Source organism: Sphaerochaeta halotolerans (assembly GCF_003429665.1).
GTDB classification, from domain to species: Bacteria; Spirochaetota; Spirochaetia; order Sphaerochaetales; family Sphaerochaetaceae; genus Sphaerochaeta; species Sphaerochaeta halotolerans.
The window spans coordinates 1-20,905 of the sequence record NZ_QUWK01000016.1; the positions used below are offsets into that span (position 1 = coordinate 1).

The window sequence follows — 20,905 nt, forward strand, 5'->3', positions numbered from 1 at the left end:
TTGTTTTTCTTGGTCATTTGCTGCTCCTTCTTTTAGCATAGCAGATTTCCATTTACACAAACTATGTTACACCCTCGAGTTATGATGATTTTATTGCTTATCTTCCTATATGGAATAATCCCTGGAATTCAGTTCACACTTTTCATGGTAGATCTCCCTTTCTTTGGAGTCATGGATTCTGTGAATTATTTCTTATCGATTTTCAGTTATTACTTTATCCTCAATCATATTCTCATCACCATCAAGCTACCGTTTTTACAGAGACACTTTCCCTATGATCGCATGGTCAAGTTCCATGCAGTGAGTGGTACCCTCATCATCATAAGCATATATTGGCATGCGTTCTATAAGCTGATCATTGGGAAAGAGATAGTATTTCTTTCTTGGTTGATATTTGTATTGTTCACATTGTTGTACCTTTCTGCCATTCTATGGATAGATGCTCCAGGCGTCAGGCATGTTCGCCGGAGGATCTTGAAGTGGATAGGACGAGACTCTCTTGCTCGGTATGATCAGTTGAAGTCAGTTCACGGGTATGCATTCCTGCTCCTTGGTTTCCTGGGATACCTACACATACGTGATGCCGGGCTGACAGATAGTAGCTATGCATTTGCATCCATATATCCTCTGATTCATCTTTTGCTGGTTGGCTTTTTGGTTTTGTACTCCCGATTGAGAAAAATTTGGCTTCCTCGTTTGGAGTTGCAGAATAACCAGCGGATTCATGATGTCAGTATTCTGACATTTGTTCCAAAGGGAGCTAAACGTATTACGTATAGGGCAGGACAATTCGGCTATATCAGATGGAAAACCCCGGGATTACCTTCTGAGGAACATCCTTTCTCATTTCTTTCGTGTCCCAGTGACCCTGAAATTTCCTTGGGGATCAAGGTGTTGGGCGACTTTACCGAGACTACAGCAAACGTGCAGGTAGGAAGCATAGCACAGATAAATGGCGGGTTTGGGAATTTCATCCCAGATTACTCTAAAGGAAAGATTTGTCTCATTGGTTCTGGGATTGGTATTGTTCCAATTCTCAGTTTGTTGAGGGATATGAAAACCCACCAACCAGAGAATAGTGTACAATGTTTCCTGGCAGTGAATACCAGGGAAGATTTGCTCATTGGAGATGAAATAGAGAAGATTGTCGCGATGACACCAAATCTGAATATACGGACTCTTGTATATCAAGAGGATGGAATTCTCTATTCCACAGATTTCTTCAAGGAAGCCATCGTTTCTCCAAAGGACTATACCTATTATTTGTGTTCCTCCATGCCAGTGAGGGCAATTGTGCTGAATGCATTGAATGAGCTTGGTGTTCCTCATCACCATTTTCACTTTGAGGCATTTTCTTACTGATCCGAAAGGTGTTTGTCAGGTAGTTATTTGGATTTCCTTCTTGGAACCATCAGGAGAGAGTACATCCAAGAACTGTATTCTGAAATCCTTGTAAGGGAATCATATCAACTACTTTTACGATGGCATCAGACATGAAAAGATATGACTTCCCTATTCATGGTACCAACGTAGATATGCTTCTATACATCTGGAAAGGAACCGGAACGAATATCACGCCTTCTATAAAAATGCAATGTTAGACGGCTGAAAGCAAGATTCTTGCCTCTTGGAATAGTTTGAAGCATGCAAAAGGTGGTATTCATTCAGAGGTAAGCCATTGCAGGAGATATTGCTGCTGAATTCCTTCATGGCTTCTCCCTGATCCGATTTCATCCATTGAGAGGAGAATCTTTGGGTAGTTATCGTGTATTGCTTGCAGTGGTGCTAGTTCTCTTTTCAAAGTATTTTCATCAAGAACTGTTGCCGATACTTGGTAGTACATAATTCCTTTGTCTGTTGTTGCCACAAAGTCAACCTCTTTCTCAGCTAACTTACCGATGGAAACCTTGTAACCACGCCTGATAAGCTCAAGATATACTATGTTTTCTAGTTGGTGTCCAATATCTGATTCTCCATTAGCTAGGAGATTGTTTCGCAATCCTAGGTCAACAATATAATATTTACCCAAGGTCTTGAGAAAACTTCTCCCTCTGATGTCGTAGCGATCAGCCTTATAGAAGATGTAGCTTTCTGTTAATGCTTGAAGATAGATATCTACAGTATTGACAGATATTTTCCTTCCATTGGACTGAATGGTATCACAGATTTTTTTTGTGGAAATAGGACTACCTATGCAACTTCCTAATACCTTGATGATTTGTTCCAGAAGTGAAATATCGGTAATGTCTTTTCGCTTTGCCACATCTTTTACAAGTATTGTGTTGTAGATTCCCTGAATATACGTCCTGACAACTGTATTGTTTCTCTCCAGCATTGGGATGTAGGGAAAAGACCCATATTTCATATAATGGGAGAAGGCTGTCATACGCGTTTCTTCTTCTGCAGAGGGGGAATCAAGATATTCACTGAAGGATAAAGGAAGCATTTGTATTTCAATATATCTACCGGAAAGCAGTGTCGCCAATTCCCCAGATAGAAGATTAGCATTGGATCCTGTGATATACAGGTCGATGTTCTTTCTGATGTATAGGCTGTCCACGACTTTCTCAAAACCTGGACATTGTTGAATTTCATCAATGAACACATACGTAAACATGTCATTTTGCAACAAATCCTTGATATAGTTGTATAATGCATGATACTCAAGAAGTTGTTCGTGCTCTATATCCTCAAGGTTGATTGATATGATTTGGTTATTTGTTATACCCTCTTGTTTAAGATAGTTGATATATAACTCAAAAAGCGTTGACTTCCCACAGCGCCTCACCCCGGTAATGACCTTGATCAATTGCTTGTTGCGCCATGAGATCAACTCCTGTAAGTATCTCTTTCTTGGTATTAATATTCTTTCTTGGATTTTCATGAATTCAGTATACTACATAGCAAATAATATAACAATAATTATTTCTGAAATGAGAAAAAAGTATTATAAAATGTAAAGTTATTTCTCTACAGAGAAAAAACTCTTCCTTCTCATTAGTTTCTCTTATGTGAGAATAATATACCAATATTTGCAAATATTTCTCATATATAAGAAACTTTTCTATCTGATATACCCAATACTCCACATGGTTCTGATTGAACACAAGAAGCCGTTCAATGGGTATATATAGTTCTTCTGCTTTTCGGGACATGGGAACCTTTCGTATACTTGGAAATACTCTATCAGAAATGAGGAAGTAACGATCTACTCCCTCAAAAGTGAAAAGAATAGCAGGAAAATCCGTTTACCCCATCAAAAATGATGGACTATTTATGGTTCATGTGCGAACATTGAGTAGGAGTAGAACAATGGCATATATCTGGAAAAATCTTGATTGGCCGTCATTTACCTATGATGAAGAACAGGTTACACGGCAATACGAAGCGTATATGTTGCAGAAAAAAGCAACTGATATTGTGTTTGCAATGATCGATCCAGATATGAGAGACAGGATGCATGCGCAATCCCTTACCGATGAGATACGAGCCAGCCTGGAAATTGAAGGAGAATCCATCTCCTACGATTCCGTATATTCTTCAATATGCAAGCATCTTGATATTTATCTTGAGAAAAAGGCGAAAAGTGACCGATACGCTGAAAGTATCTCAATGCTTGTCCTGGATGCAACAGGCAATCTGGATTTGCTCTCTACTGATAGAATACACAAGTGGCACTCCCTTCTCTTCTCCCAGATGGCTGGGATCAAGCCAAGGCATATTGGTGAATACCGAAGCGGTCCCGTATACATCAGCAAAGGAAATGGGAGGAAGGAAGAACTTGTGTACGAGGGACTTCCCTTTGAGAAGATTCCAAGAGAGATGGAACAGCTCATTGCATTCATTAATGAGGAGAATGAGAAAAAGCCACTCATAAAAAGTGCCATTGCATCCTTGTGGTTTCTTTGTATTCACCCCTTTGAGGATGGAAATGGAAGAATCTCCAGGGCGATTGCAGAGTATGTACTCTCAAAAGGTTTTCATGAGACCCACAGGGTATACAGTATGTCATCCTTAATCCTGAAGAATCGAGATGACTATTACCGCCTCTTGCGGGAGTTCAGCTCACAGGCAGAATCGCTGGATTGTACCAAGTGGCTCCTCTGGAATATCGAAATTGCAATCAAGGCAAAACTGGAAGCACTGAATACCTATGAGAGGAGTGTAAAGCTTACACGGTTTATGAAAAACCTGGACCCATCCATCTATAACTCACGACAGTTGTCGATGTTGTTCAAGCTTGCCGATGGATCGTTTGAGGGTAAGCTTTCAACCGATAAATGGGCAAAAATGAACAAATGTTCTCCAGCTGCAGCCTCAAGAGATATTCAGCAACTTCTCATTGAAAGATTGTTGGTACCCTCTGGAGAGACCGGCCCGAAAACAGGATACTTCCTCAATCCAAACCTTTTGGATAACCTTTAGCTCTTTCGTCTCTTATCATTACCACACTCCGGTGGTATGCTTGTATATATGGATGAGAAGCTACAACAGTTCTTTTCCTCTCTGGACCGCTCCCGCTTTGTGGACGAACCCTACAAAGCCCTCTCTTCCCTTGACCATCCACTTCCCATTGGCTATGGACAGACCATCAGCCAACCAAGCTTGGTTGCCTATATGACTGAACAGCTTGAACTCAATAAAAAGCATACAGTACTGGAGATTGGAACGGGAAGTGGCTACCAGAGTGCCTTCCTTGCTGAGTTCTCTGGAGAGGTGTATACCGTTGAACGAATCAATGAACTGAGCAAGAAGGCAAAGAAGCGACTGGACTCCTTGGGGTATAAGAACATCCACTATCGAGTGGGGGATGGCACCCTCGGCTGGCCTGAGCATGCCCCTTTTGACCGGATCATGGTAACCGCTGCACCCAGCAAAATACCAGAGGCTCTGCTTGATCAACTAGCTCCTGAGGGCATCATGATCATTCCGGTAGGCCCCGAGGGGTGGCAGGAACTGCTCAAGGTAATCAAGGATAGGCATGGCAGTGTATCTGAGAGAAAACTTCTGGATGTCACCTTCGTTACATTAGTGGATAAATAGTATTCCAACATATACACATTAAAATCGATACTACCCCCCCCCTTGATTGAATGCATAAGAGAAGTCCTTATGGAACACAATTGGCAGAAACTGCTCTCGATGACCGGGGGAAAGAAGTTCGTAATCACCCAGGTACGGATACCTGAGGACAACGTGACCATAGAAGGTGATTTCCAGCTGCATCTCTTTACAGAGCTCAGTATGGAAGACCAGATTTTCATTGCAGCGTTTATCAAGACCAATGGATTGATCAAGCAGATGGAGTCAATCTTCAACATCAGCTACCCAACGGTTAAGAACCGCTTGAATCGCATTGCTAACCAACTTGACATCGTAGATGTCACTGTGAAGGTTTCCAACCCGGTTTCGAGCATCCTGGACCGGATTGAGCGAGGGGAGATTAGCGCCAGCGACGCACTGAAGGAGATGGAATAATGCTACCAATGCTTCTACATTTCAGGGTGCAAGGGGAGACAAAGCCCCATCGGTTCTGGTTTTCCTTGGGACTAATATACTTACTGTTTGTCCCATTTCTTCTGCTTGGTGCGGTTGCCTTCTTGGTACTACTTATAATACCTCCAGGCAAACTTGGTCTTACCTTCCTTTTATCAAGGCGCTTCCATCACTGCTGAGTGCCACAATTGGAACGGAACTTGTATTTCGATCGAAAGACTAAGAATATTGCACCTGCTTAGCGAGGGAAAGCTTACTCCCGATGAAGCAGAGAAACTCTTACAGGCGATGGAGAAGGAATCTGGACAGCTGGAAAGCATCAGGGAAACCCTCAGAGCGGGTTTCGGTCAAGGTTCCTCTTGCTCAGGACAAGATCCAGGAATCCATGCATGAAAGCGGTATTCCTTTTGACTTCGGGTCAATTGACGCACAGAACATGCAGGAGATCATGGAAGCCCTTGAACTGATGAGTCAACTGTATAGGTGTTTTGCCGATAACAAGAGGGAAATAGGGTGCCTTTCTCTGGGCACCCAACCTTCTATTCATCAGGATTTCCTATCATAGGGAATCCTGAAGTACTCCAAGTAGTGCCTGAACGTATCCTGCGCAGCGAGGCATGTATCACGAAGGAATCCTCTTTCTCTCTTCCATTCACTGAGCCCCCTGTAATAATAGATCTTCATATCATCGGGTATGATAAAGGGAGTGATGTTTGAACGGAGGCACTCCTTGAACATAATCAATCTTCCGCCCCGCCCATTACCATCTTGGAATGGATGGATAAGCTCGAAGTGAACATGGAAGTCAAGGATATCTTCAAGTGTCTTCTCCTCTATTGAGTGATAGGAGGCAAGCAACGCTTGCATCTGTTCTGCAACCTGCTCAGGAGGCACTGTTTCAAGACCTCCAACCTCATTGGGGAGTTTTTTGTAGTTTCCCATGCCAAACCAATCCTTTCGGCTATCACTGGTACCTGTCTTCAAGGTGGCATGCAGTTGTTTGATAAACGCCTCACTAAGCGTGAATGTTGCTCGATCAATCATCAGGTCAATGCAACGAAAATGATTCACTGTCTCCACAATGTCGTCAACTTGCAAGATAGTATTCTCAAGACTGATGGTATTGGTTTCATAGATATACCGAGTTTGTTCATGGGTGAGCTGGCTTCCTTCCATGTGGTTTGAGTTGAAGGTCATGTCTATCTGGAGTTTCTGGTAGATACCTCCCTTCCTCCTGGAGTGTTTCTCTTCCTTCAGGCGAGCCAACAGAGAGGAGGCAGTTCTTTGCGATGTCATCCTCACAGGCTTACTAGCTCCTTCAGGAATCTTCCAGGTTTTCCCTTCCAGGAATGCTCCCTCAATTTTACCTTGAGCGCAATAATTCCTCACCCCTCGTTCGCTCATGGACCATTTATGGGCAATTTCTGTGACTGAGTAATACCGCATAAGATCCTCCCTTGTAATAGTATAGCATGGTATCGGCATGAAAATTGAAAAATTTAGAAAAATTATAGTTATTTGCCGGAATATACCATGTACTCCTTTATGAGGGTAACATGCAAGGAAAGCGTTTCTCAGTCAAAGATAAGAAACATGCATTGGAAGCAAGACTCTATGTGGAAGGAGAGGAAAGATGATGATGTTTGTGGGTGTATGAATACGAGTATGGGTACTTGCGATATCTCTCATTAGAGGATTTTAGTCGAAGGTAAAGGTTCTGTTCTTATTGCACAGCCAAATAAAGTGGAACGATCTTCCCAAGATCAACTACATGTGTTGTCGGTTGTAGCCCAAGAGGAGTCCCGCTCGATATCGGAGAATATGAAGTGGTCCCTTCGCAAGCATGCCGAGCAGGGCATCAGGCACCTGGGAAGCAGCCGCATTCTCGGATACAATGAGGTAGGCGGTGTGCTCGTGCCGAACCAGGACTCCTGGATTGTCAGGGTAATCTTCGAGGACTATGCAGCGGGTTTATACCCCATAGAGATCCATCGTCATTTACGGGACCTCGGAGTTGCAAATTCCTCAACCAAGCGGATTACTGGAGCAGGGAACATGAGGAAGGTCCTGGACAACGAGGTGTATATGGGGGACCGGATAATCCAGAATGGACCGGACAGGGATGCTACACAGCATTGACCTGAAACTTTCTCGGTTTGTTGGCACAATTGGTAATCTGACAGTGACCGTCCTCTTTACCTCAATCTTAATAACTATATTCAGTGCAAACCAATACCTTGAGGTCATACTTCCAGGCCAAATGTATGAGGAAAACTATTGTGATCAGAAACTCAAACTGAAAAACCTCACCTGCACCTTGGAAGCCGGAGGTACCCTCACATCTCCCTTGATCCCATGGAACAGCAGTGCTGTCTTTGTATATTCAGCTCTGGGTGTATCAGCGGGAGCCTATGCTCCCTATGCAATATTCTGCTGGTTGACTCCCATTGTGGTAGCAATATTCGCCTATGCAAATCTATCTATGGAACGTGTAGCCCCAAGAGAGACAGAGCCAAAGGATCAGCAATAGTCAGCAAGATTGAAGATTCCTTGGTCTTCATATGCCACATGCTTCTGACAAGAGGACTTGTCAATATGGGACGCCCATGGTACATTGAAAGTAGGGAATTCCCTACTTTGGAGGATAAAATGGCACAACAATTTATTGACAATGCAAAAGTGATGGCCAAAGGTCAGGTGACCATCCCCAAGGACGTTAGGACAGCTTTGGGCATCGGAGCCGGGGACCGTGTGACTTTTTTAGTGGATGGAGGCAATGTGAGGATTATTAACTCAGCCCTCTATGCCATGGAGATTCTACAAAATAAGATGGCAGGTGAAGCACAAAAGGCAGGTTTAGAAGATGATGAGGATGTGATGGCTCTTGTGAGAAGCCTCCGCTCTGAGAATATTGAATGAAAGTTCTTATTGACACGAACGTTTTGATTTCAGCAGCACTATTTCCCCACAGCACGCCAGCACAGGCTTTCTGGAAAGCCAATACGTATCCATTCAAAGCTGTTATCTGCGAGCAAAACCTTGACGAGATGAAGCGTATTTTCACGAGGAAATTTCCTGATAAGCTTCCAGCCCTAGAGTCATTCATCTATAACTCTCTACTTTCAATTGAAATAGTTGATACCCCCGAAAGACCTGTAAAAGAGGAAAAGTTGATGCGCGATATGATGGACAGACCTATATTGCGTAGTGCGGTAGTCTCTGACGTGGATATCATTTTGACAGGAGATAAAGACTTCCTTGAGTCTGGGATCGATCATCCTCGGATGATGACTCCATCGGATTTTATCCTATGTTCATTCGTCATTCCCCAACGGAGCGAGAGGAAAGGAATCATCATGATGGTTCCTCTCGGGAGCGAGTGCAGGGAAAGCAAGATGAGATACCCCGCCCCTTGGGGCGGAAAAGGAGGCAACGCCTCCTGAGTTCAGGGCTTGCCCTGAGGTATTGATACCTTTCATTTAAGGGACCTCGGAGTTGCAAATTCCTCAACCAAGCGGATTACTGGAGCAGGGAACATGAGGAAGGTCCTGGACAACAAGGTGTATATGGGGGACCGGATAATCCAGAATGGACCGGACAGGGAGCTGATCACCAAGCAGCCTGATTATGCCAAGCCCTATACCAGCTGCTATCTCACCGACGACCATGAGACGATCGTGGACCGGCGGTTGTTCGAGCAAGTGAAGGCACGGCTTGCATGGGTTGATCAAGAGCGCAAGGCCGGCATCTACCGGAACTCGCAACCGCATTACTTGTATGGATTGGTATACTGCAGCGAGTGTGGTCTACCGTTCAAGAAAGGTGATGGCCCCGAGTACAAGGGTACCGAGTATGATTATCTGGTGTGCATCTGCAGAAAGCGCAGGGATAGGAAACAGCGCAGCTGCACCAATCGTTCGATCAGGGTCGATTAGCTTCTGAAGACCCTCTTGGATACTCTCGGATTGCTATGGTACTCTGTTGAGGAATTTGATTCCGATTCCTTGGTAAACGCGGTCGAAAGGGTTGTCATCAAGCCGGATGGCATTGATGTGGTGATGAAGCATCGCCAGGCGGCGAATAGTTGACCGTTATGGTTGTAATCAAGAATATTATGCACAGAATTCACTTTGAGGGGAAGGTTTTGACACTGTTGAACCAATCGCTTTTCGTGTATAATGCGGTATGTTCTTATGTAATGGACCCCGATGTCAATGTCCATCACAGTAGATTCACGGTAAAACGCGATGATTGCTTCAATACGGCTGGTTGTTGAACAGATCTAAGATATTTTGATAGTAATTTATTGTCTGTTGTACTAGATGAATAATGGAATTATTGCTCTCAAGTGAGGGAGAAACATATGAAACTGAGTATAAAGAACTTCGGACCGATAACTAGCGGGTTCGTTGAAGAAGAATTCATGGAAATAGCGGATTTCACAATGATAATTGGTCCGCAAGGTTCGGGTAAAAGCACAATAGCAAAAGTATTATCAACAATGATGTGGATTGAGAAGGCTCTCGTAAGGGATGATTTTACAGAAAAAGAATTAAAACTTCCCGGTCGCTTTAGGGCTCGCTTCGACTATCATAATATCAAATCCTATTTTTCTGATGACTCTACGATGGAATATATCGGTTCCATGTATCACATCACATATGGCGGGGAATCAAAGCTTCATGTAGAGAGAGTGACAAGCTCTGAACGTACTTCCATCCCAAAAATAATGTATGTCCCTTCAGAGCGGAATTTTATCAGCGTGCTTCCTAAACCGAGTCTGATAAGTGAGCTCCCAGAGTCATTTGCATCGTTTTTAGATGAATATGATCAAGCAAGAAAGGATTTGAAGGGAGATCTTGAATTGCCCATCGACGACGTATTTTTCTCTTATGATAGACTGAATGATATATCGTGGGTGAAGAGGCACAATAATAGAACAAGACTTTCCCAAGCCGCCAGCGGATTTCAGTCACTGATCCCATTATTCCTAGTAAGCACTAATCTGGCAAAACAGTTTACATCAAAGAAGGAATCTTTAGAAAAGGATATTACAGCTAGTATAGTAGCTAACGGAGGCTTGTCGAATGAGGATCTGACGAGAATCCGTAATGAGATACAGGAACTTCTTGCGAAAAAGCCAAATGACACCAGACTGATTAATATGGTCAATAGTCTCTTAGCTTCACGGATCCCTTCGTATTTCATCAACATCGTGGAAGAGCCGGAGCAAAATCTCTTTCCTGACACGCAGATCAGGATGTTGTTCTCTTTGCTGTCCTATAGGAATCTCAATGAGAAGAATAAGCTTATCGTCACAACGCATAGCCCGTATCTGCTGAATGCAGTTTCCCTCGCAGTTGCTTCGAAAAATGTGTATGGCAAGCAGAACCTATCCTTGAATTCACGAAGAGAATTAGAGAGCATTGTTCCTAAAGAAGCTGCTATAGCCTCTGAACAATTGCGTATATATAAAACTGACGATAAGGGCAAAATCTCGTTATTGGAGAATATTGATGGGATTCCATCGGATGAGAACTATCTAAATGATATCCTTGGGAATTTCAACGATGATTTCGGACGTATCCTGGAAATGGGTGACGAATAGATGCCAGGGATTAATTTTTTTGAATACGCTCGAGATGAGGATATTGTAGAAGGGATTTCTTCTTTTGGCATATGTGATGACCCCGGTGAACTCCCTGCTTTCATTTCGCATAATAGAGACAACCATACTTGGGTCGCTACGGTATCAAACCCTGGGCGGAAGCGGATACAATTCTTGCCTGTCGATAAACACATTCCTTTGAAACGTCAAGATGGAAGAACAGATTCAAAGCGGTGCGACGCGATGCTTTTGACATATCCAGTACATACTAGGGAAACAATCGTATTCATCGAATTGAAAGATGTTAAACAGTCGGCTTGGGAAGCGGCAAGGAGACATGCAATCGACCAATTAAAAGAAACGATAGAATTTTTTTTAGAGTACCACCAACTGGTTTCCTATAAGAAGCGTCTTGCATATGTTGCGAACAGGAGGCATCCACATGCAAACAGGGCGTATACAAGTGACATACAAAAATTCCGGAGTGATTACCGGATCACGCTAAAATTTTCTGCAGAAATAGTCTTCGAATAACATATGAGCGTCAAGGATTTATTAAGAATAGACATGTCTCCTAATTTTACCGTCGTAAAAGGAGGAACCCCTCATTCAGCAATACATAGTGTGTATGGTCTTCCCGCGTTCCATTGATGCTCAAATTTTATCTTTTTTATAGGTAGGAGAGAGGAAGTTGGGTTATAGCCTATTCTGTAATGAGAGAATCTGGAATATGTTCTGAAGGAAAAAATCATCTTCTTACATTCCATCCTCATCAAATTCCACTTCTGCTTCAGCTTTCTCATGAATTTCAATCCTGGCATGGATGTCAACTTCATTGACAAACCAGTTGTTTGCACGACAAAGCTGCATGAATTCAGCAATTCGGTTCACTCCCGTGATTTCATGTAGCGTAATCACAACACCAAAATGTAATCCTTTACCTGACTTGGTTTCCAAACGTTCCTTGGTCTTGATGTTGATACCCCAATTGGGTGACGATTCACTAAGCCGTATTCTGGGACGGTTTCGGGTCTTTTTCTCTTCGTAAATATGTTTCACAGTATCCCATTTCCGGTAATCGCGCCGTACCTCCTTTTCAAATAATCTATGGGCTTCGTCGTCTCCCTGAGCATTATCGTTAATTGCCTTGATCTTACCCTTTTTGTTCATTCTTCCCAGATGAATGTCCATTTCGGTATCGGTATAGTCAACTCCCTGAGAACGAGAACATTTTGGGAAATAACAGAGAGTGGCTTTCGCAATATAGGGAAACTGGCCTTTGCAAAGGGGAACTGGAATGGTATATGCATAGGTATCATATGCTTCCACCACCCCGTGTACTACAAAGCGTATTTCTTCATTTGGAGATGTCAAAATATCCTGTATCTTGGTTGGGACAACTCCGAAACCTATCAGATTCCTTTTGTTGGAATCGACCTTCCAGCCTGCGGCAGAATCAAGTAGTAATGCTTTGGCAATCTCTCTAGGAAATCCCATTACATATATAAGATATGCCAGTTTTCGGGTGATCCAAGGAGCTGCAAACGAAGTACCCAATTCCTTTACCCTTCCTCGGTTGGAGTATACGATCATGCCATCTTGGTTGTCTCCACCAAATACGGCGACATCTGGTTTGTTGAAAAAATGTAATGCAGGTCCCTTGCGTGCATATTCCACAGGATCCCCTGCCAGGGTTACTGCATTAACAACGACAGAGTTGACGGAATCGGCAGGAGAACCGATTCTTGGACGATCTATATGACGATTTCTATTATTTGTGCCGGCTACTACGAAAATGATGTCATACAAGAATTGGAGCTCATCAAGGAGTGCTGCTTCAGGAGAGATGAAATTCTGGTCGGTTTCCAAAGGTGATCCGAGGGATATGTTCCACACCTTAATATCTCTGTTCGTTTCTACGATAGAACGTATTGCATTCATCAGATATGCAGAACTGTTTCGTGCATGCTTGGCAACGCCAAAATGACGGACACGAAAACGTCCACATCCATCATCAAGATGCTCATTGAGAGTAGGTCCATCGACAAGAATGGATGAGACAGCAGTTCCGTGCGCGTAATCCTCGTCTTCAATAAGGTCAGGGGATATCATGCAGTGATACTCCACCCATGAAGAGAAATATGAGGATTGGTCGAAGAGCGTGTCGATGACGCCAATTACTGGTTCATTTGTAGGTTCAGGGATAGAAAATTCTGATGAAAGAGGTCTTGTCCCATCAAGAGAACGTGCATCAATTCTTCCAAAATCAGAGACTGTCATGGCAACAAGGTACGGGGCTTTGCCAATAATCTTATGATACTGTTCGGGAGTTACCATCCAGGTAAGATCATCCAGGATTCTGATGGTTTCTTGTTGTAATCCGAGATTCTTAAGGATTTCTTCTCGCTTTAAACCGGTATCGTAAAGCGTAATGATCTGACTCCCTGAAATGGGAATATTTCGTTCTTCAACGTTAAAGAAATCAATGTACCAAGCATCTTTCATAATCTGACAAAATGCAGACTTACTCAATCCATGTGCAGTTATTGCACGTTCTTTCTGGGTTTTCCAGGAAATCTCTTCCCTTGAAAGTTTTCTCTTGAGCTTTTGTTTGTTATTGTTCAGGATATCCATCTCTTCAGCAGTGATTGTGTTGTTGAATTCCTCTGCTAGTAATTGGGAAACTTCCAGAAGTTTTTCCAAACCTTGCTCGATGGCGTGAATATTCACACAATGTGTAATGATGTGTTTGGGGGGAGTGGTGTCGGTAAATTTAGCACCTACAATAGTCCTAATGGGTGATTCCGACCCATTGGAAAGAATTTTGCCCATCCTATTGCTTTTTGCTACGATATCTTTGTAATAGATAGAGACGAGCGGTTTGAATGGACTGTGGCTTTCTCTCCAATAGCGGTGCACCGCTTCAAGAGACTGAGTCAGTCTCCTAATATCTGAGACGGTGACGCTACTTCTTGCAGGGAGCGTAGCAGGTCCTGGACGGCTCGGGTTGGGAGCGTGATTGAATGTTCCTTTTAGTTCCAGGATTTTGTTCATTGTGTAACTCCCAGCAGTTCTCGTGATACTTGGCTCTTCGAAACTTTTGTAAGGATTTCGATATCACGTACAGAAAATCCCATCATTTTGAGCTCTTTATAATCTCCTGCAAATCCTGGTTTTACCTGTTTAAATAATCGTGCAAGATAGTCGAAATCCTCATGGGGGTTGCTAAATGCTATGGCAGTTTTAATGAGATTCTTCAATTCACCGGGATAGGGAAGAGGGTCCATCAGTGCAATGATTTTCCTGAACAGCCGAACATTTCTTCCTTTAAACCTGAATTGCTGTAAGAGATCCTCAAGAATAGTTTCTGCGATTTCCCTCAGGTCCTTATCTGTGTAACGAGCAAAATCAATTACTTTGTCAAATCGACGGATGAGAGCCTTGTCAAATGATTCATACAAATTTGTCGTTGCTAGTAATACGATTCGACTGCTAAGATTATCAAGTCCTTTCAACACAGCGGATGTAGCCCTGCCCATCTCTCGCAAATCACGTACACTCGTTCTATCAAGAGCAATTGAATCCAGTTCATCGAAGAGGATAATGATTTGTTCCGGATAGGGAACATTATTTATTTCAGCAAACAGCTCTGCAATATTTTTCGAAGTTTGTCCCATCTTGCTGTCTACAAGCAAATCAAAATCTACTACAAAGAGTTGTCGGTTTAGAATTCGGGCAAGCTGCTTTGCACTTTCAGTTTTCCCGGTGCCGGGAGCCCCTTGAAATAAAAACTTATTAACCCCTGCGCCATAGCTGACAGCATTGACAATGCCCATCAGTTCATCCTTTATGCATTCTGGGAGTGGTAGCGTAGTAGGTGGACATTCGATTTTTCTAAGATAGTCCAATTTCCCATTCAGTACTTGTGGTACAAATGTATTCTTGTCAGATAATAATGCCATGATATAGTCACCAAGTTCACTATCGTTGTTCCTATTGAAATCAACTGCTATCGCATATGCTTCATCACGGAAAGCTCCGTCATTTCTTTCGATATAATACTTTATTAGGTTTATTACATTTTTCTTTTTCATTGTATCTATTCCTGCTTATATGAACTCTTTATCTATGGACAGATGCACATGTTTTTGGGACACATATATAAAACAACAACTACTACTATACACATAATTATATGTTCGTGCAAGTTGAAACTTGGAGCAACGGAAGAAGCCTCTAACATGTATTGTAGAGAAATTCAAGAAGCTTCACATGTTGCTACGCGGTAAAGGAAGCCTTTTTCACGTCGTAATGGAAGGTATCAATACCTCAGGGCAAGAGTTCGTGTGAGATGGAGACTTAGTTGTTTCTCTTGGGAGTCGAGGAGAATCTCCTGCTCGATTCTCTGGAGGATTGCTTCTTCGCTGTAGTATGCGTCATCACGTAGCGGCTCCCACGGAGAAAGAAACGTTCTATTCTTCAGGAGGAATGCTTGGAGTCCTTTCAATTCAGAGATGGCAACGGTTTTCAGATACAATCGTTCTGTTGAGAAGTACTTCATGAATTTCTTATAGGCTGGATTCAGGACCATGGTAACCCAAGGTGCTACGCCCATCCAGGGAGCAGAGAGTCACATCTTCCATAATCAATGGAGAGACCTACACGCCTTGCCAGCTGTTCCAAGCTCTTCTTATTCTCTGTTTTGGACTGTTTATTGGGATAAATGACATACTGGTTCTTGTAGCATTGAGGGGTGAAATTGGGCATGATCACATTTGCACCAGCCTGAAGGCCCTCCTTACGGTAATCTCGCTGTAAGCTTCCAAGGGCCGTTGTTGCCGGCATCCATGGATACTTGGTAACTATACGGGTCAAGGCAATGGTATTGAGGGTAAGGTTCAAATCCCCTCTCTTTGCTTTTGCCAACGGTGTTTGCGGGTGGGGAATGAACGGACCGATCCCAATCATGGCAAACTGTTTTTCAGCGAAGAACTGGATATCGCGGGCGATTGTGGAGATCGACTGTCCTGGCAATCCTACCATTATGCCACTGCCTACCTGATAACCCAACGTTTCGAGCTGCTCAAGACACTCCATTCTCGATGAGAGGGCACGATCTGTATGGAGGGAACGATAGAGTTCATCATCGGTGCTTTCAATACGGAGCAGGTATCGGTCGGCACCGGCTTGTTTCCATGCTAGGTAGTCCTCCCAGGGGCGCTCTCCAAGCGAGAGCGTTACGGCAACAGGGAACTCCTGCTTTATCTGGCTGATCAACTGAGCAATTGCCTGGGAAGAACATCCATTCTCTCCCGACTGCAATACTACCGTCCTGAACCCTTGTTTGGCGGCCAATCGTACGCTTTGCATCACTTCATCATCACGCATGGTATAGCGGGAAGCTTCTCTGTTGTATCGGTTGAGACCGCAATAGCGACATGAGTTCTTGCAGACACTGGAGATCTCAACAAGTGCCCGTAAGGCAATGCGTTCCTGGCAATAGGTGTTTCTCACTATACATGCTGTTGCATGCAGGTAGCCCATTTCATCGGGATCACAAAGAGAGAGGAGGATTTTCAGGTCCTCTCTCGCAGGGAAATCCTCTCGAATGCGATCTAGTGCATCACGAATACCTGCTCGTATCATGAAATTGCCTGCCTATAGGCATCTAATGCTTGTGGGAACGGTGAGAGTGTACGCTCAGCCACCCCATGCAAAACGGAGATAGCCATCCCGTAGTTGGTGATGGGTACGTTTACCTGTCTCGCTTGTTCCATCCTCCATAACATCTCACGTCGGTTCAGGGTACATCCTCCACAGTGGATGATGAGCCGGTAGAGGGACAATGCTTCAGGGTAGTCACTTCCCGCACAGTGGATTATCTCAATGGCAGGATCACAGTAGGTTGCGATCCATCGGGGGATTTTTACCCTGCCGATATCATCGACGGAGGGATGGTGTGAGCATGCCTCCGCAATCAAGACTGCATCCTTGGCCTTGAGAGAGGCCAGGATGCCTGCACCCTTTGCAAGCTGCACAATGTCTCCCTTGAAGCGGGAGAAGAGGATGGAGAACGTAGTACATGGAACCTCTGGCGGGGTATTCTGAACCATGAAAGCGACAATTTGGGAGTCACAGATCACCAAATCGGGTGGACATTTGAGATTTGAAAGCATATGCACATAGTTGTCCTCCTTTAGCACTATGAGTGAGGCATTGTTGTCCAGCCCATCACGGATTGCTTGCACCTGGGGGAGTATCAAGCGACCTTTTGGAGCGCCCAGATCGATGGGTACGAGACAGACAATCAGTGGGTGTTCTTTGTCAGAGGGGAGCAGATCACCCAAAAGTGGCGGACTGTGAAGGAATTCATCAGGGCAGAGCGCAATGAGTATGCGCTTGAACCCACTCATAAACCCTTCACGATCTCCTTCCTCTGTAGAACAACAGAGAAGGTGAGGGGAAACCTCCTTGCATTGTGCAAGGAATGAGGAGGAGGGGCTTGATAGGTCGCACTTGTTGACCACCAAAAGCATGGGTATTTCATACCGCTTGCAGTGGGCAACCAGTGCATCCTCAAATTCAGTCCACACATCACCCTCGAGTACGATTAGGGCGATATCGATGGATCCAAGCCTCTTCATAGTCCGCTTTACCCGCTCCTTTCCCAGCTGGGATAGATCATCAATACCGGCAGTATCAAGAAAAACCACAGGTCCGAGGGGGGAAAGTTCCATCCTCTTGGCAACAACATCGGTGGTTGTCCCCGGTATTGCAGAGGTGATGGCGGTATTCTGCCCTGTAATCATGTTCAGTAAACTGGACTTGCCGGTATTGGTTCTCCCACAAATACCAATACGCAACAGGAGAGAGGAAGGTGTATGTTGCATTGCTGTTCCCTTTAAAAGTAGAGGTCTCGTTCCCCGTGCTGTATCTTCTTGTAGTCAGCTAGGAACTTGGTAAAGGATGCCTGGGAGAAATCCTTTGGTACCCTCTCACGGATTTCAGCAATCTCTTGCTGGATGAGCTTCTCTCCAATCTCCTTTGTCTCTTCTGAGGCAAAGTCCTCAAGCCACTCTTGGAACGTCAGTACAGCATTCAACTTACAGAAACATCCTTCTTTGCCACTTTTAAGCAGTCCCATGATCTTGTCCCCGGTACGGCCACAGCGGTATCCGGCAGTACAGAAGCTGGTGATATGCCCGCTCTTGGCCAGCTTTTGGATTACTTGGTCCAGGCTGCTGGTATCATTGAGCATAAACTGCTCCCGTTCAGCTATCTGTTCCTTTCGGTAGGTGTCGGCGTAATCGCCAATACCAATTTTGCTCTCTGCATCACGCTGGGTGCACATGTCAATGACAGACTCCATGATCTGGGGCGTCTCCCGATTGGTGATGATCATACCTGCATAAGGGATGGCAAGACGGAGTACTGCGATGAGATGGGTAAAATCTTCATCACTGACTTGGTGTTTGCTATGGTCAAAATTGGTGCCCACCGCAGGGGTCAAGCGTGGAAAGGAGATGGTATGAGGCCCGATATTGTACAGACGCTCCAGGTCCCTTGCATGGGCTACCATGCCCATGACCTCGAATTTCCAGTCATAGAGTCCAAAGAGTGCCCCGATTGCAACATCGTCAATGCCTGCGTCCATCGCCCGGTGCAATGCATAGAGTCTCCAACGATAGTTTCCTTTCAAGGTATCGGAAGGGTGTACCTTGCTGTAGGTTTCATGGTGATAGGTCTCCTGGAACACCTGGAAGGTGCCGATACCAGCTTTCTGGAGCTTTTTCAAGTCTTGAATGGGTAGTGGTGCAGCATTGACATTCACCCTCCTGATCTCTCCCATTCCGTTTCTCACCGGGACCTTCACCTCATAGATTGTATTCATTGTCTCGGCAATGTAGTCTGCGTCGGTCTCAGGATGCTCCCCAAAGACAATAATGAGCCGCTTATGCCCAATGGTCCCGGCCAGGACGCGGGTCTCTTCCCGTATCTCATCCATCGTCAGGACTTTCCTGATCACTGATTTGTTGTCACTTCTGAATCCGCAATAGGCACAGCGATTGACGCATTTGCTGCCACAATAGAGGGGAGCGAAGGTAACTACCCGATTGTCGTATACCTGTTTCTTGATTTCCTTTGCAGCTTCTGCTATTTCGTTTCTCAAGTCGGGGTCTGTTACCTGGAGCAGTGCAGCTACATCCTCACTGGACATAAGCTCAATGGAGAATGCCTTGGCAATAATCTCCCTGATACGGGAAGGGTCGCTGTGCCTATTCTTCTCAAGTGCTGCATTGATTTGCTCTTCATCAATGAAGTCTTTTCCATCCACGAGGTATCGGTCGATCTCATCCTGGTGTATGAGCTGTTCTTTCCATGCTCGAATGCTTTGGGGGGTATGTGCAGACATAGGTATTTCCTTTTAGAGTTTTGCAAGAGTCGATTTCACCGTAACATTCTCGATACGGCCAAGCTTTCCGGTGAGTGCCCCGATTTGATCGGTGGAAGCATCAACGATGAGGGTGATGATGTTGAGATTTCTTTCTCGGTAGGGGAGGCCCAATCTCCCCAGTATGATGGATCCATACTGGCTGAGTACTTCATTGACTTCTTGGGCGGCTGTGTTGCGTTCTTTTACGATGATCGCAATAACACCAACTGATCGACTTTCCATGGTTTACCTTCCTTGCAACATGTGTAGCGATGCTCAGCGAGCATCAATAAACCTGCAGAAAGGTCGCACACACAATACTAACACCTGCCAAAAGGGACAGGTATCGCGTACATGGTGTTGTCTTTTTGACCTTGGCTTCAGAACACCCAAGTGAACCTGACCGCAGGCAATAGGGAGTGATGAAGCTTCATCTTCTCCCATACAGGCGAAGCGTATCACTTCTTTTACATTAATTCAATAAGTATTTATCTATAGTTCCCTGTCCCTTATTATGATGTGACCCCTGGAATTTGCAAAATCGTGGATTCGGCATTACAGTGGTCATAATTAAAGGCTATGTTCGACAATTTGTATTGAAAAGCCACTATTCACTTGTTACGTGTCATATAATTGGAGCATGAAGAAGCAACAATTCAGCAAAGAAGCCCTTGAAGCCTACAATGCGTTGATGAACCTTCCAGAAGAAGAGCAAAAGCTCGTTTTTCGCGAGGTTTCCCAGTCTGTAACACCAGAGCCTGATAAGAAATCCCAAAAGGAGAAGCCATGTTGCCCACATTGTGGGAGTTCCCATGTGAGCAGGTATGGGAAGACCCCGAAAGGCTATCTCCCATTTGTCGAGGTAGGTGCCTAATACAAAGCCAAGAGATGCAATTTCAACATGAATTGTCAAATAGAGTTTTTTTATACTCCCTCCAAACAAAGGCTTGGGGAGCTTCGCCGCTCCGAGCTTGCTGCCATCCTGGAAGGATGAGAGAATCTGGACAGGGAAGCCTTCTATACCTGGCTTTCTGCATTCTGTCGCTTGAATACCTATGAGATTTCCGTTCCTGTGCTCAATGACCGTAGTACAGCACCAGAGGGAAAGAGTGGACTCATTGTCAGTTTCCTCTTTGACTATGAACTCACACGAAGGATTGAAGAAGGCCGGTGGTATGAGGAGTTCGAGAGCCATATCAAGGAGATGATGATTGCCTCGCTTTCTGAGTCGGTCTATCCAGAGCTGAAAGAACACATCCTATTCTCGTTCACAGCGAGCCCCCTGGGTATTGAGCGGAATATCCACAGCAGTGAAGGCGCCATTGTCGGCTTGGTCATTTGAACAGGATATTCCCATAGATGCTGGG

At 44.5% G+C, this 20,905-nt stretch carries 22 protein-coding genes and 1 pseudogene; 13 read left to right on the forward strand and 10 right to left on the reverse strand.

Annotation, left to right across the window (positions count from 1 at the left end; genetic code table 11):
• Positions 1 to 81 precede the first annotated feature (81 nt).
• The gene (locus tag DYP60_RS12375) at positions 82 to 1,362 is read left to right on the forward strand and encodes a ferric reductase-like transmembrane domain-containing protein (protein ID WP_165849569.1); all 1,281 of its coding nucleotides are present in this window, start codon (positions 82 to 84) and stop codon (positions 1,360 to 1,362) included.
• A gap of 298 nt (positions 1,363 to 1,660) precedes the next feature.
• Here DYP60_RS12375 and DYP60_RS12380 read toward each other — a convergent pair whose 3' ends face one another.
• On the reverse strand, positions 1,661 to 2,884 hold the full coding sequence (locus tag DYP60_RS12380; protein WP_117331330.1) for an ATP-binding protein: 1,224 nt from the start codon (positions 2,882 to 2,884) through the stop codon (positions 1,661 to 1,663).
• A gap of 428 nt (positions 2,885 to 3,312) precedes the next feature.
• Here DYP60_RS12380 and DYP60_RS12385 point away from each other — a divergent pair, with 428 nt between their 5' ends.
• From DYP60_RS12385 to DYP60_RS12405, 4 genes are all read left to right on the forward strand, one after another.
• Entirely contained in the window at positions 3,313 to 4,425 is a 1,113-nt protein-coding gene (locus DYP60_RS12385) for a Fic family protein (protein ID WP_165849570.1), read from the forward strand.
• A gap of 48 nt (positions 4,426 to 4,473) precedes the next feature.
• Positions 4,474 to 5,043: a protein-L-isoaspartate(D-aspartate) O-methyltransferase gene (locus tag DYP60_RS12390; protein WP_117331332.1), complete on the forward strand. Its 570-nt coding sequence runs from the start codon at positions 4,474 to 4,476 to the stop codon at positions 5,041 to 5,043.
• A 69-nt stretch (positions 5,044 to 5,112) separates the two neighbouring features.
• Positions 5,113 to 5,478 carry a DUF2089 family protein gene (locus DYP60_RS12395; protein WP_117331333.1) on the forward strand — a complete coding sequence of 122 codons (366 nt, stop codon included), beginning with the start codon at positions 5,113 to 5,115 and terminating at the stop codon, positions 5,476 to 5,478.
• Between the two features lie 280 nt (positions 5,479 to 5,758).
• Positions 5,759 to 6,061 (forward strand): hypothetical protein, encoded by a 303-nt coding sequence (locus DYP60_RS12405; RefSeq protein ID WP_117331335.1) that lies wholly within the window; start codon positions 5,759 to 5,761, stop codon positions 6,059 to 6,061.
• On the opposite strand, the gene DYP60_RS12410 is transcribed toward DYP60_RS12405, so the two are convergent.
• Positions 6,043 to 6,942, reverse strand: coding sequence for a Fic family protein (locus tag DYP60_RS12410; RefSeq protein ID WP_117331336.1), 900 nt, complete (start codon positions 6,940 to 6,942; stop codon positions 6,043 to 6,045). The two genes, DYP60_RS12405 and DYP60_RS12410, sit on opposite strands and share 19 nt — an antisense overlap.
• 375 nt (positions 6,943 to 7,317) lie before the next feature.
• Between DYP60_RS12410 and DYP60_RS12415 the strand changes: the two genes are divergently transcribed.
• The 4 genes and pseudogenes from DYP60_RS12415 to DYP60_RS14775 all read left to right on the forward strand — a co-directional run.
• Positions 7,318 to 7,635 (forward strand): recombinase family protein, encoded by a 318-nt coding sequence (locus DYP60_RS12415; RefSeq protein WP_117331337.1) that lies wholly within the window; start codon positions 7,318 to 7,320, stop codon positions 7,633 to 7,635.
• A complete protein-coding gene (locus tag DYP60_RS12420; protein ID WP_165849571.1) occupies positions 7,619 to 8,026 on the forward strand; it encodes a Na+/H+ antiporter NhaC family protein in 408 nt (135 codons plus the stop codon). The genes DYP60_RS12415 and DYP60_RS12420 overlap by 17 nt, the downstream gene beginning before the upstream one ends.
• Before the next feature lie 119 nt (positions 8,027 to 8,145).
• Entirely contained in the window at positions 8,146 to 8,415 is a 270-nt protein-coding gene (locus DYP60_RS12425) for an AbrB/MazE/SpoVT family DNA-binding domain-containing protein (protein WP_206363141.1), read from the forward strand.
• A pseudogene (locus DYP60_RS14775) lies at positions 8,412 to 8,744 on the forward strand (putative toxin-antitoxin system toxin component, PIN family); the annotation flags it as partial. The gene DYP60_RS12425 and the pseudogene DYP60_RS14775, both read left to right, overlap by 4 nt.
• 66 nt (positions 8,745 to 8,810) lie before the next feature.
• Here DYP60_RS14775 and DYP60_RS14585 read toward each other — a convergent pair.
• Entirely contained in the window at positions 8,811 to 8,975 is a 165-nt protein-coding gene (locus DYP60_RS14585; protein WP_240622883.1) for a hypothetical protein, read from the reverse strand.
• Between the two features lie 57 nt (positions 8,976 to 9,032).
• On the opposite strand from DYP60_RS14585, the gene DYP60_RS12435 reads away from it, so the two are divergent.
• Together DYP60_RS12435 and DYP60_RS12440 are read left to right on the forward strand one after the other, a co-directional pair.
• Positions 9,033 to 9,431 (forward strand): recombinase zinc beta ribbon domain-containing protein, encoded by a 399-nt coding sequence (locus DYP60_RS12435; protein WP_117331340.1) that lies wholly within the window; start codon positions 9,033 to 9,035, stop codon positions 9,429 to 9,431.
• A gap of 428 nt (positions 9,432 to 9,859) precedes the next feature.
• Positions 9,860 to 11,104: an ATP-binding protein gene (locus DYP60_RS12440; protein ID WP_117331341.1), complete on the forward strand. Its 1,245-nt coding sequence runs from the start codon at positions 9,860 to 9,862 to the stop codon at positions 11,102 to 11,104.
• Between the two features lie 756 nt (positions 11,105 to 11,860).
• Here the strand turns inward: DYP60_RS12440 and DYP60_RS12450 are convergent.
• The 7 genes from DYP60_RS12450 to DYP60_RS12480 form a co-directional block, all read right to left on the reverse strand.
• On the reverse strand, positions 11,861 to 14,158 hold the full coding sequence (locus DYP60_RS12450) for a S8 family peptidase (protein ID WP_117331343.1): 2,298 nt from the start codon (positions 14,156 to 14,158) through the stop codon (positions 11,861 to 11,863).
• A complete protein-coding gene (locus DYP60_RS12455; RefSeq protein ID WP_117331344.1) occupies positions 14,155 to 15,198 on the reverse strand; it encodes an ATP-binding protein in 1,044 nt (347 codons plus the stop codon). Before DYP60_RS12455 ends, DYP60_RS12450 begins: the two co-directional genes overlap by 4 nt.
• 227 nt (positions 15,199 to 15,425) lie before the next feature.
• Entirely contained in the window at positions 15,426 to 15,719 is a 294-nt protein-coding gene (locus DYP60_RS12460) for a GNAT family protein (RefSeq protein ID WP_117331345.1), read from the reverse strand.
• Entirely contained in the window at positions 15,710 to 16,750 is a 1,041-nt protein-coding gene (gene hydE / locus DYP60_RS12465; protein WP_117331346.1) for a [FeFe] hydrogenase H-cluster radical SAM maturase HydE, read from the reverse strand. Before hydE ends, DYP60_RS12460 begins: the two co-directional genes overlap by 10 nt.
• On the reverse strand, positions 16,747 to 17,994 hold the full coding sequence (gene hydF, locus DYP60_RS12470; protein WP_117331347.1) for a [FeFe] hydrogenase H-cluster maturation GTPase HydF: 1,248 nt from the start codon (positions 17,992 to 17,994) through the stop codon (positions 16,747 to 16,749). The genes hydE and hydF overlap by 4 nt, the downstream gene beginning before the upstream one ends.
• A gap of 11 nt (positions 17,995 to 18,005) precedes the next feature.
• Complete coding sequence (gene hydG, locus DYP60_RS12475) at positions 18,006 to 19,517, reverse strand: [FeFe] hydrogenase H-cluster radical SAM maturase HydG (RefSeq protein ID WP_117331348.1); 1,512 nt, start codon at positions 19,515 to 19,517, stop codon at positions 18,006 to 18,008.
• A 12-nt stretch (positions 19,518 to 19,529) separates the two neighbouring features.
• Positions 19,530 to 19,781 (reverse strand): TM1266 family iron-only hydrogenase system putative regulator, encoded by a 252-nt coding sequence (locus DYP60_RS12480; RefSeq protein WP_117331349.1) that lies wholly within the window; start codon positions 19,779 to 19,781, stop codon positions 19,530 to 19,532.
• A 397-nt stretch (positions 19,782 to 20,178) separates the two neighbouring features.
• Here DYP60_RS12480 and DYP60_RS12485 point away from each other — a divergent pair, with 397 nt between their 5' ends.
• Together DYP60_RS12485 and DYP60_RS12490 are read left to right on the forward strand one after the other, a co-directional pair.
• The gene (locus DYP60_RS12485) at positions 20,179 to 20,412 is read left to right on the forward strand and encodes a hypothetical protein (RefSeq protein ID WP_117331350.1); all 234 of its coding nucleotides are present in this window, start codon (positions 20,179 to 20,181) and stop codon (positions 20,410 to 20,412) included.
• A gap of 171 nt (positions 20,413 to 20,583) precedes the next feature.
• On the forward strand, positions 20,584 to 20,880 hold the full coding sequence (locus tag DYP60_RS12490; RefSeq protein ID WP_117331351.1) for a hypothetical protein: 297 nt from the start codon (positions 20,584 to 20,586) through the stop codon (positions 20,878 to 20,880).
• The last annotated feature ends 25 nt before the right edge of the window (positions 20,881 to 20,905 follow it).

What these genes read in the sequence shown, in the direction of transcription:
- DYP60_RS12425 (WP_206363141.1), top strand. Translation starts at nt 8,146, where the DNA reads ATGGCACAACAATTTATTGACAATGCAAAAGTGATGGCCAAAGGTCAG.
- DYP60_RS12440 (WP_117331341.1), top strand. Translation starts at nt 9,860, where the DNA reads ATGAAACTGAGTATAAAGAACTTCGGACCGATAACTAGCGGGTTCGTT.
- hydF (WP_117331347.1), bottom strand. Translation starts at nt 17,994, where the DNA reads ATGCAACATACACCTTCCTCTCTCCTGTTGCGTATTGGTATTTGTGGG.
- DYP60_RS12410 (WP_117331336.1), bottom strand. Translation starts at nt 6,942, where the DNA reads ATGCGGTATTACTCAGTCACAGAAATTGCCCATAAATGGTCCATGAGC.
- DYP60_RS12415 (WP_117331337.1), top strand. Translation starts at nt 7,318, where the DNA reads ATGAAGTGGTCCCTTCGCAAGCATGCCGAGCAGGGCATCAGGCACCTG.
- DYP60_RS12380 (WP_117331330.1), bottom strand. Translation starts at nt 2,884, where the DNA reads ATGAAAATCCAAGAAAGAATATTAATACCAAGAAAGAGATACTTACAG.
- hydG (WP_117331348.1), bottom strand. Translation starts at nt 19,517, where the DNA reads ATGTCTGCACATACCCCCCAAAGCATTCGAGCATGGAAAGAACAGCTC.
- DYP60_RS12450 (WP_117331343.1), bottom strand. Translation starts at nt 14,158, where the DNA reads ATGAACAAAATCCTGGAACTAAAAGGAACATTCAATCACGCTCCCAAC.
- DYP60_RS12395 (WP_117331333.1), top strand. Translation starts at nt 5,113, where the DNA reads ATGGAACACAATTGGCAGAAACTGCTCTCGATGACCGGGGGAAAGAAG.
- DYP60_RS12435 (WP_117331340.1), top strand. Translation starts at nt 9,033, where the DNA reads ATGAGGAAGGTCCTGGACAACAAGGTGTATATGGGGGACCGGATAATC.
- DYP60_RS12455 (WP_117331344.1), bottom strand. Translation starts at nt 15,198, where the DNA reads ATGAAAAAGAAAAATGTAATAAACCTAATAAAGTATTATATCGAAAGA.
- DYP60_RS12460 (WP_117331345.1), bottom strand. Translation starts at nt 15,719, where the DNA reads ATGGGCGTAGCACCTTGGGTTACCATGGTCCTGAATCCAGCCTATAAG.
- DYP60_RS12485 (WP_117331350.1), top strand. Translation starts at nt 20,179, where the DNA reads ATGAAGAAGCAACAATTCAGCAAAGAAGCCCTTGAAGCCTACAATGCG.
- DYP60_RS12390 (WP_117331332.1), top strand. Translation starts at nt 4,474, where the DNA reads ATGGATGAGAAGCTACAACAGTTCTTTTCCTCTCTGGACCGCTCCCGC.
- DYP60_RS12420 (WP_165849571.1), top strand. Translation starts at nt 7,619, where the DNA reads ATGCTACACAGCATTGACCTGAAACTTTCTCGGTTTGTTGGCACAATT.
- DYP60_RS12405 (WP_117331335.1), top strand. Translation starts at nt 5,759, where the DNA reads ATGAAGCAGAGAAACTCTTACAGGCGATGGAGAAGGAATCTGGACAGC.
- DYP60_RS12385 (WP_165849570.1), top strand. Translation starts at nt 3,313, where the DNA reads ATGGCATATATCTGGAAAAATCTTGATTGGCCGTCATTTACCTATGAT.
- DYP60_RS12375 (WP_165849569.1), top strand. Translation starts at nt 82, where the DNA reads ATGATGATTTTATTGCTTATCTTCCTATATGGAATAATCCCTGGAATT.
- hydE (WP_117331346.1), bottom strand. Translation starts at nt 16,750, where the DNA reads ATGATACGAGCAGGTATTCGTGATGCACTAGATCGCATTCGAGAGGAT.
- DYP60_RS14585 (WP_240622883.1), bottom strand. Translation starts at nt 8,975, where the DNA reads ATGAAAGGTATCAATACCTCAGGGCAAGCCCTGAACTCAGGAGGCGTT.
- DYP60_RS12480 (WP_117331349.1), bottom strand. Translation starts at nt 19,781, where the DNA reads ATGGAAAGTCGATCAGTTGGTGTTATTGCGATCATCGTAAAAGAACGC.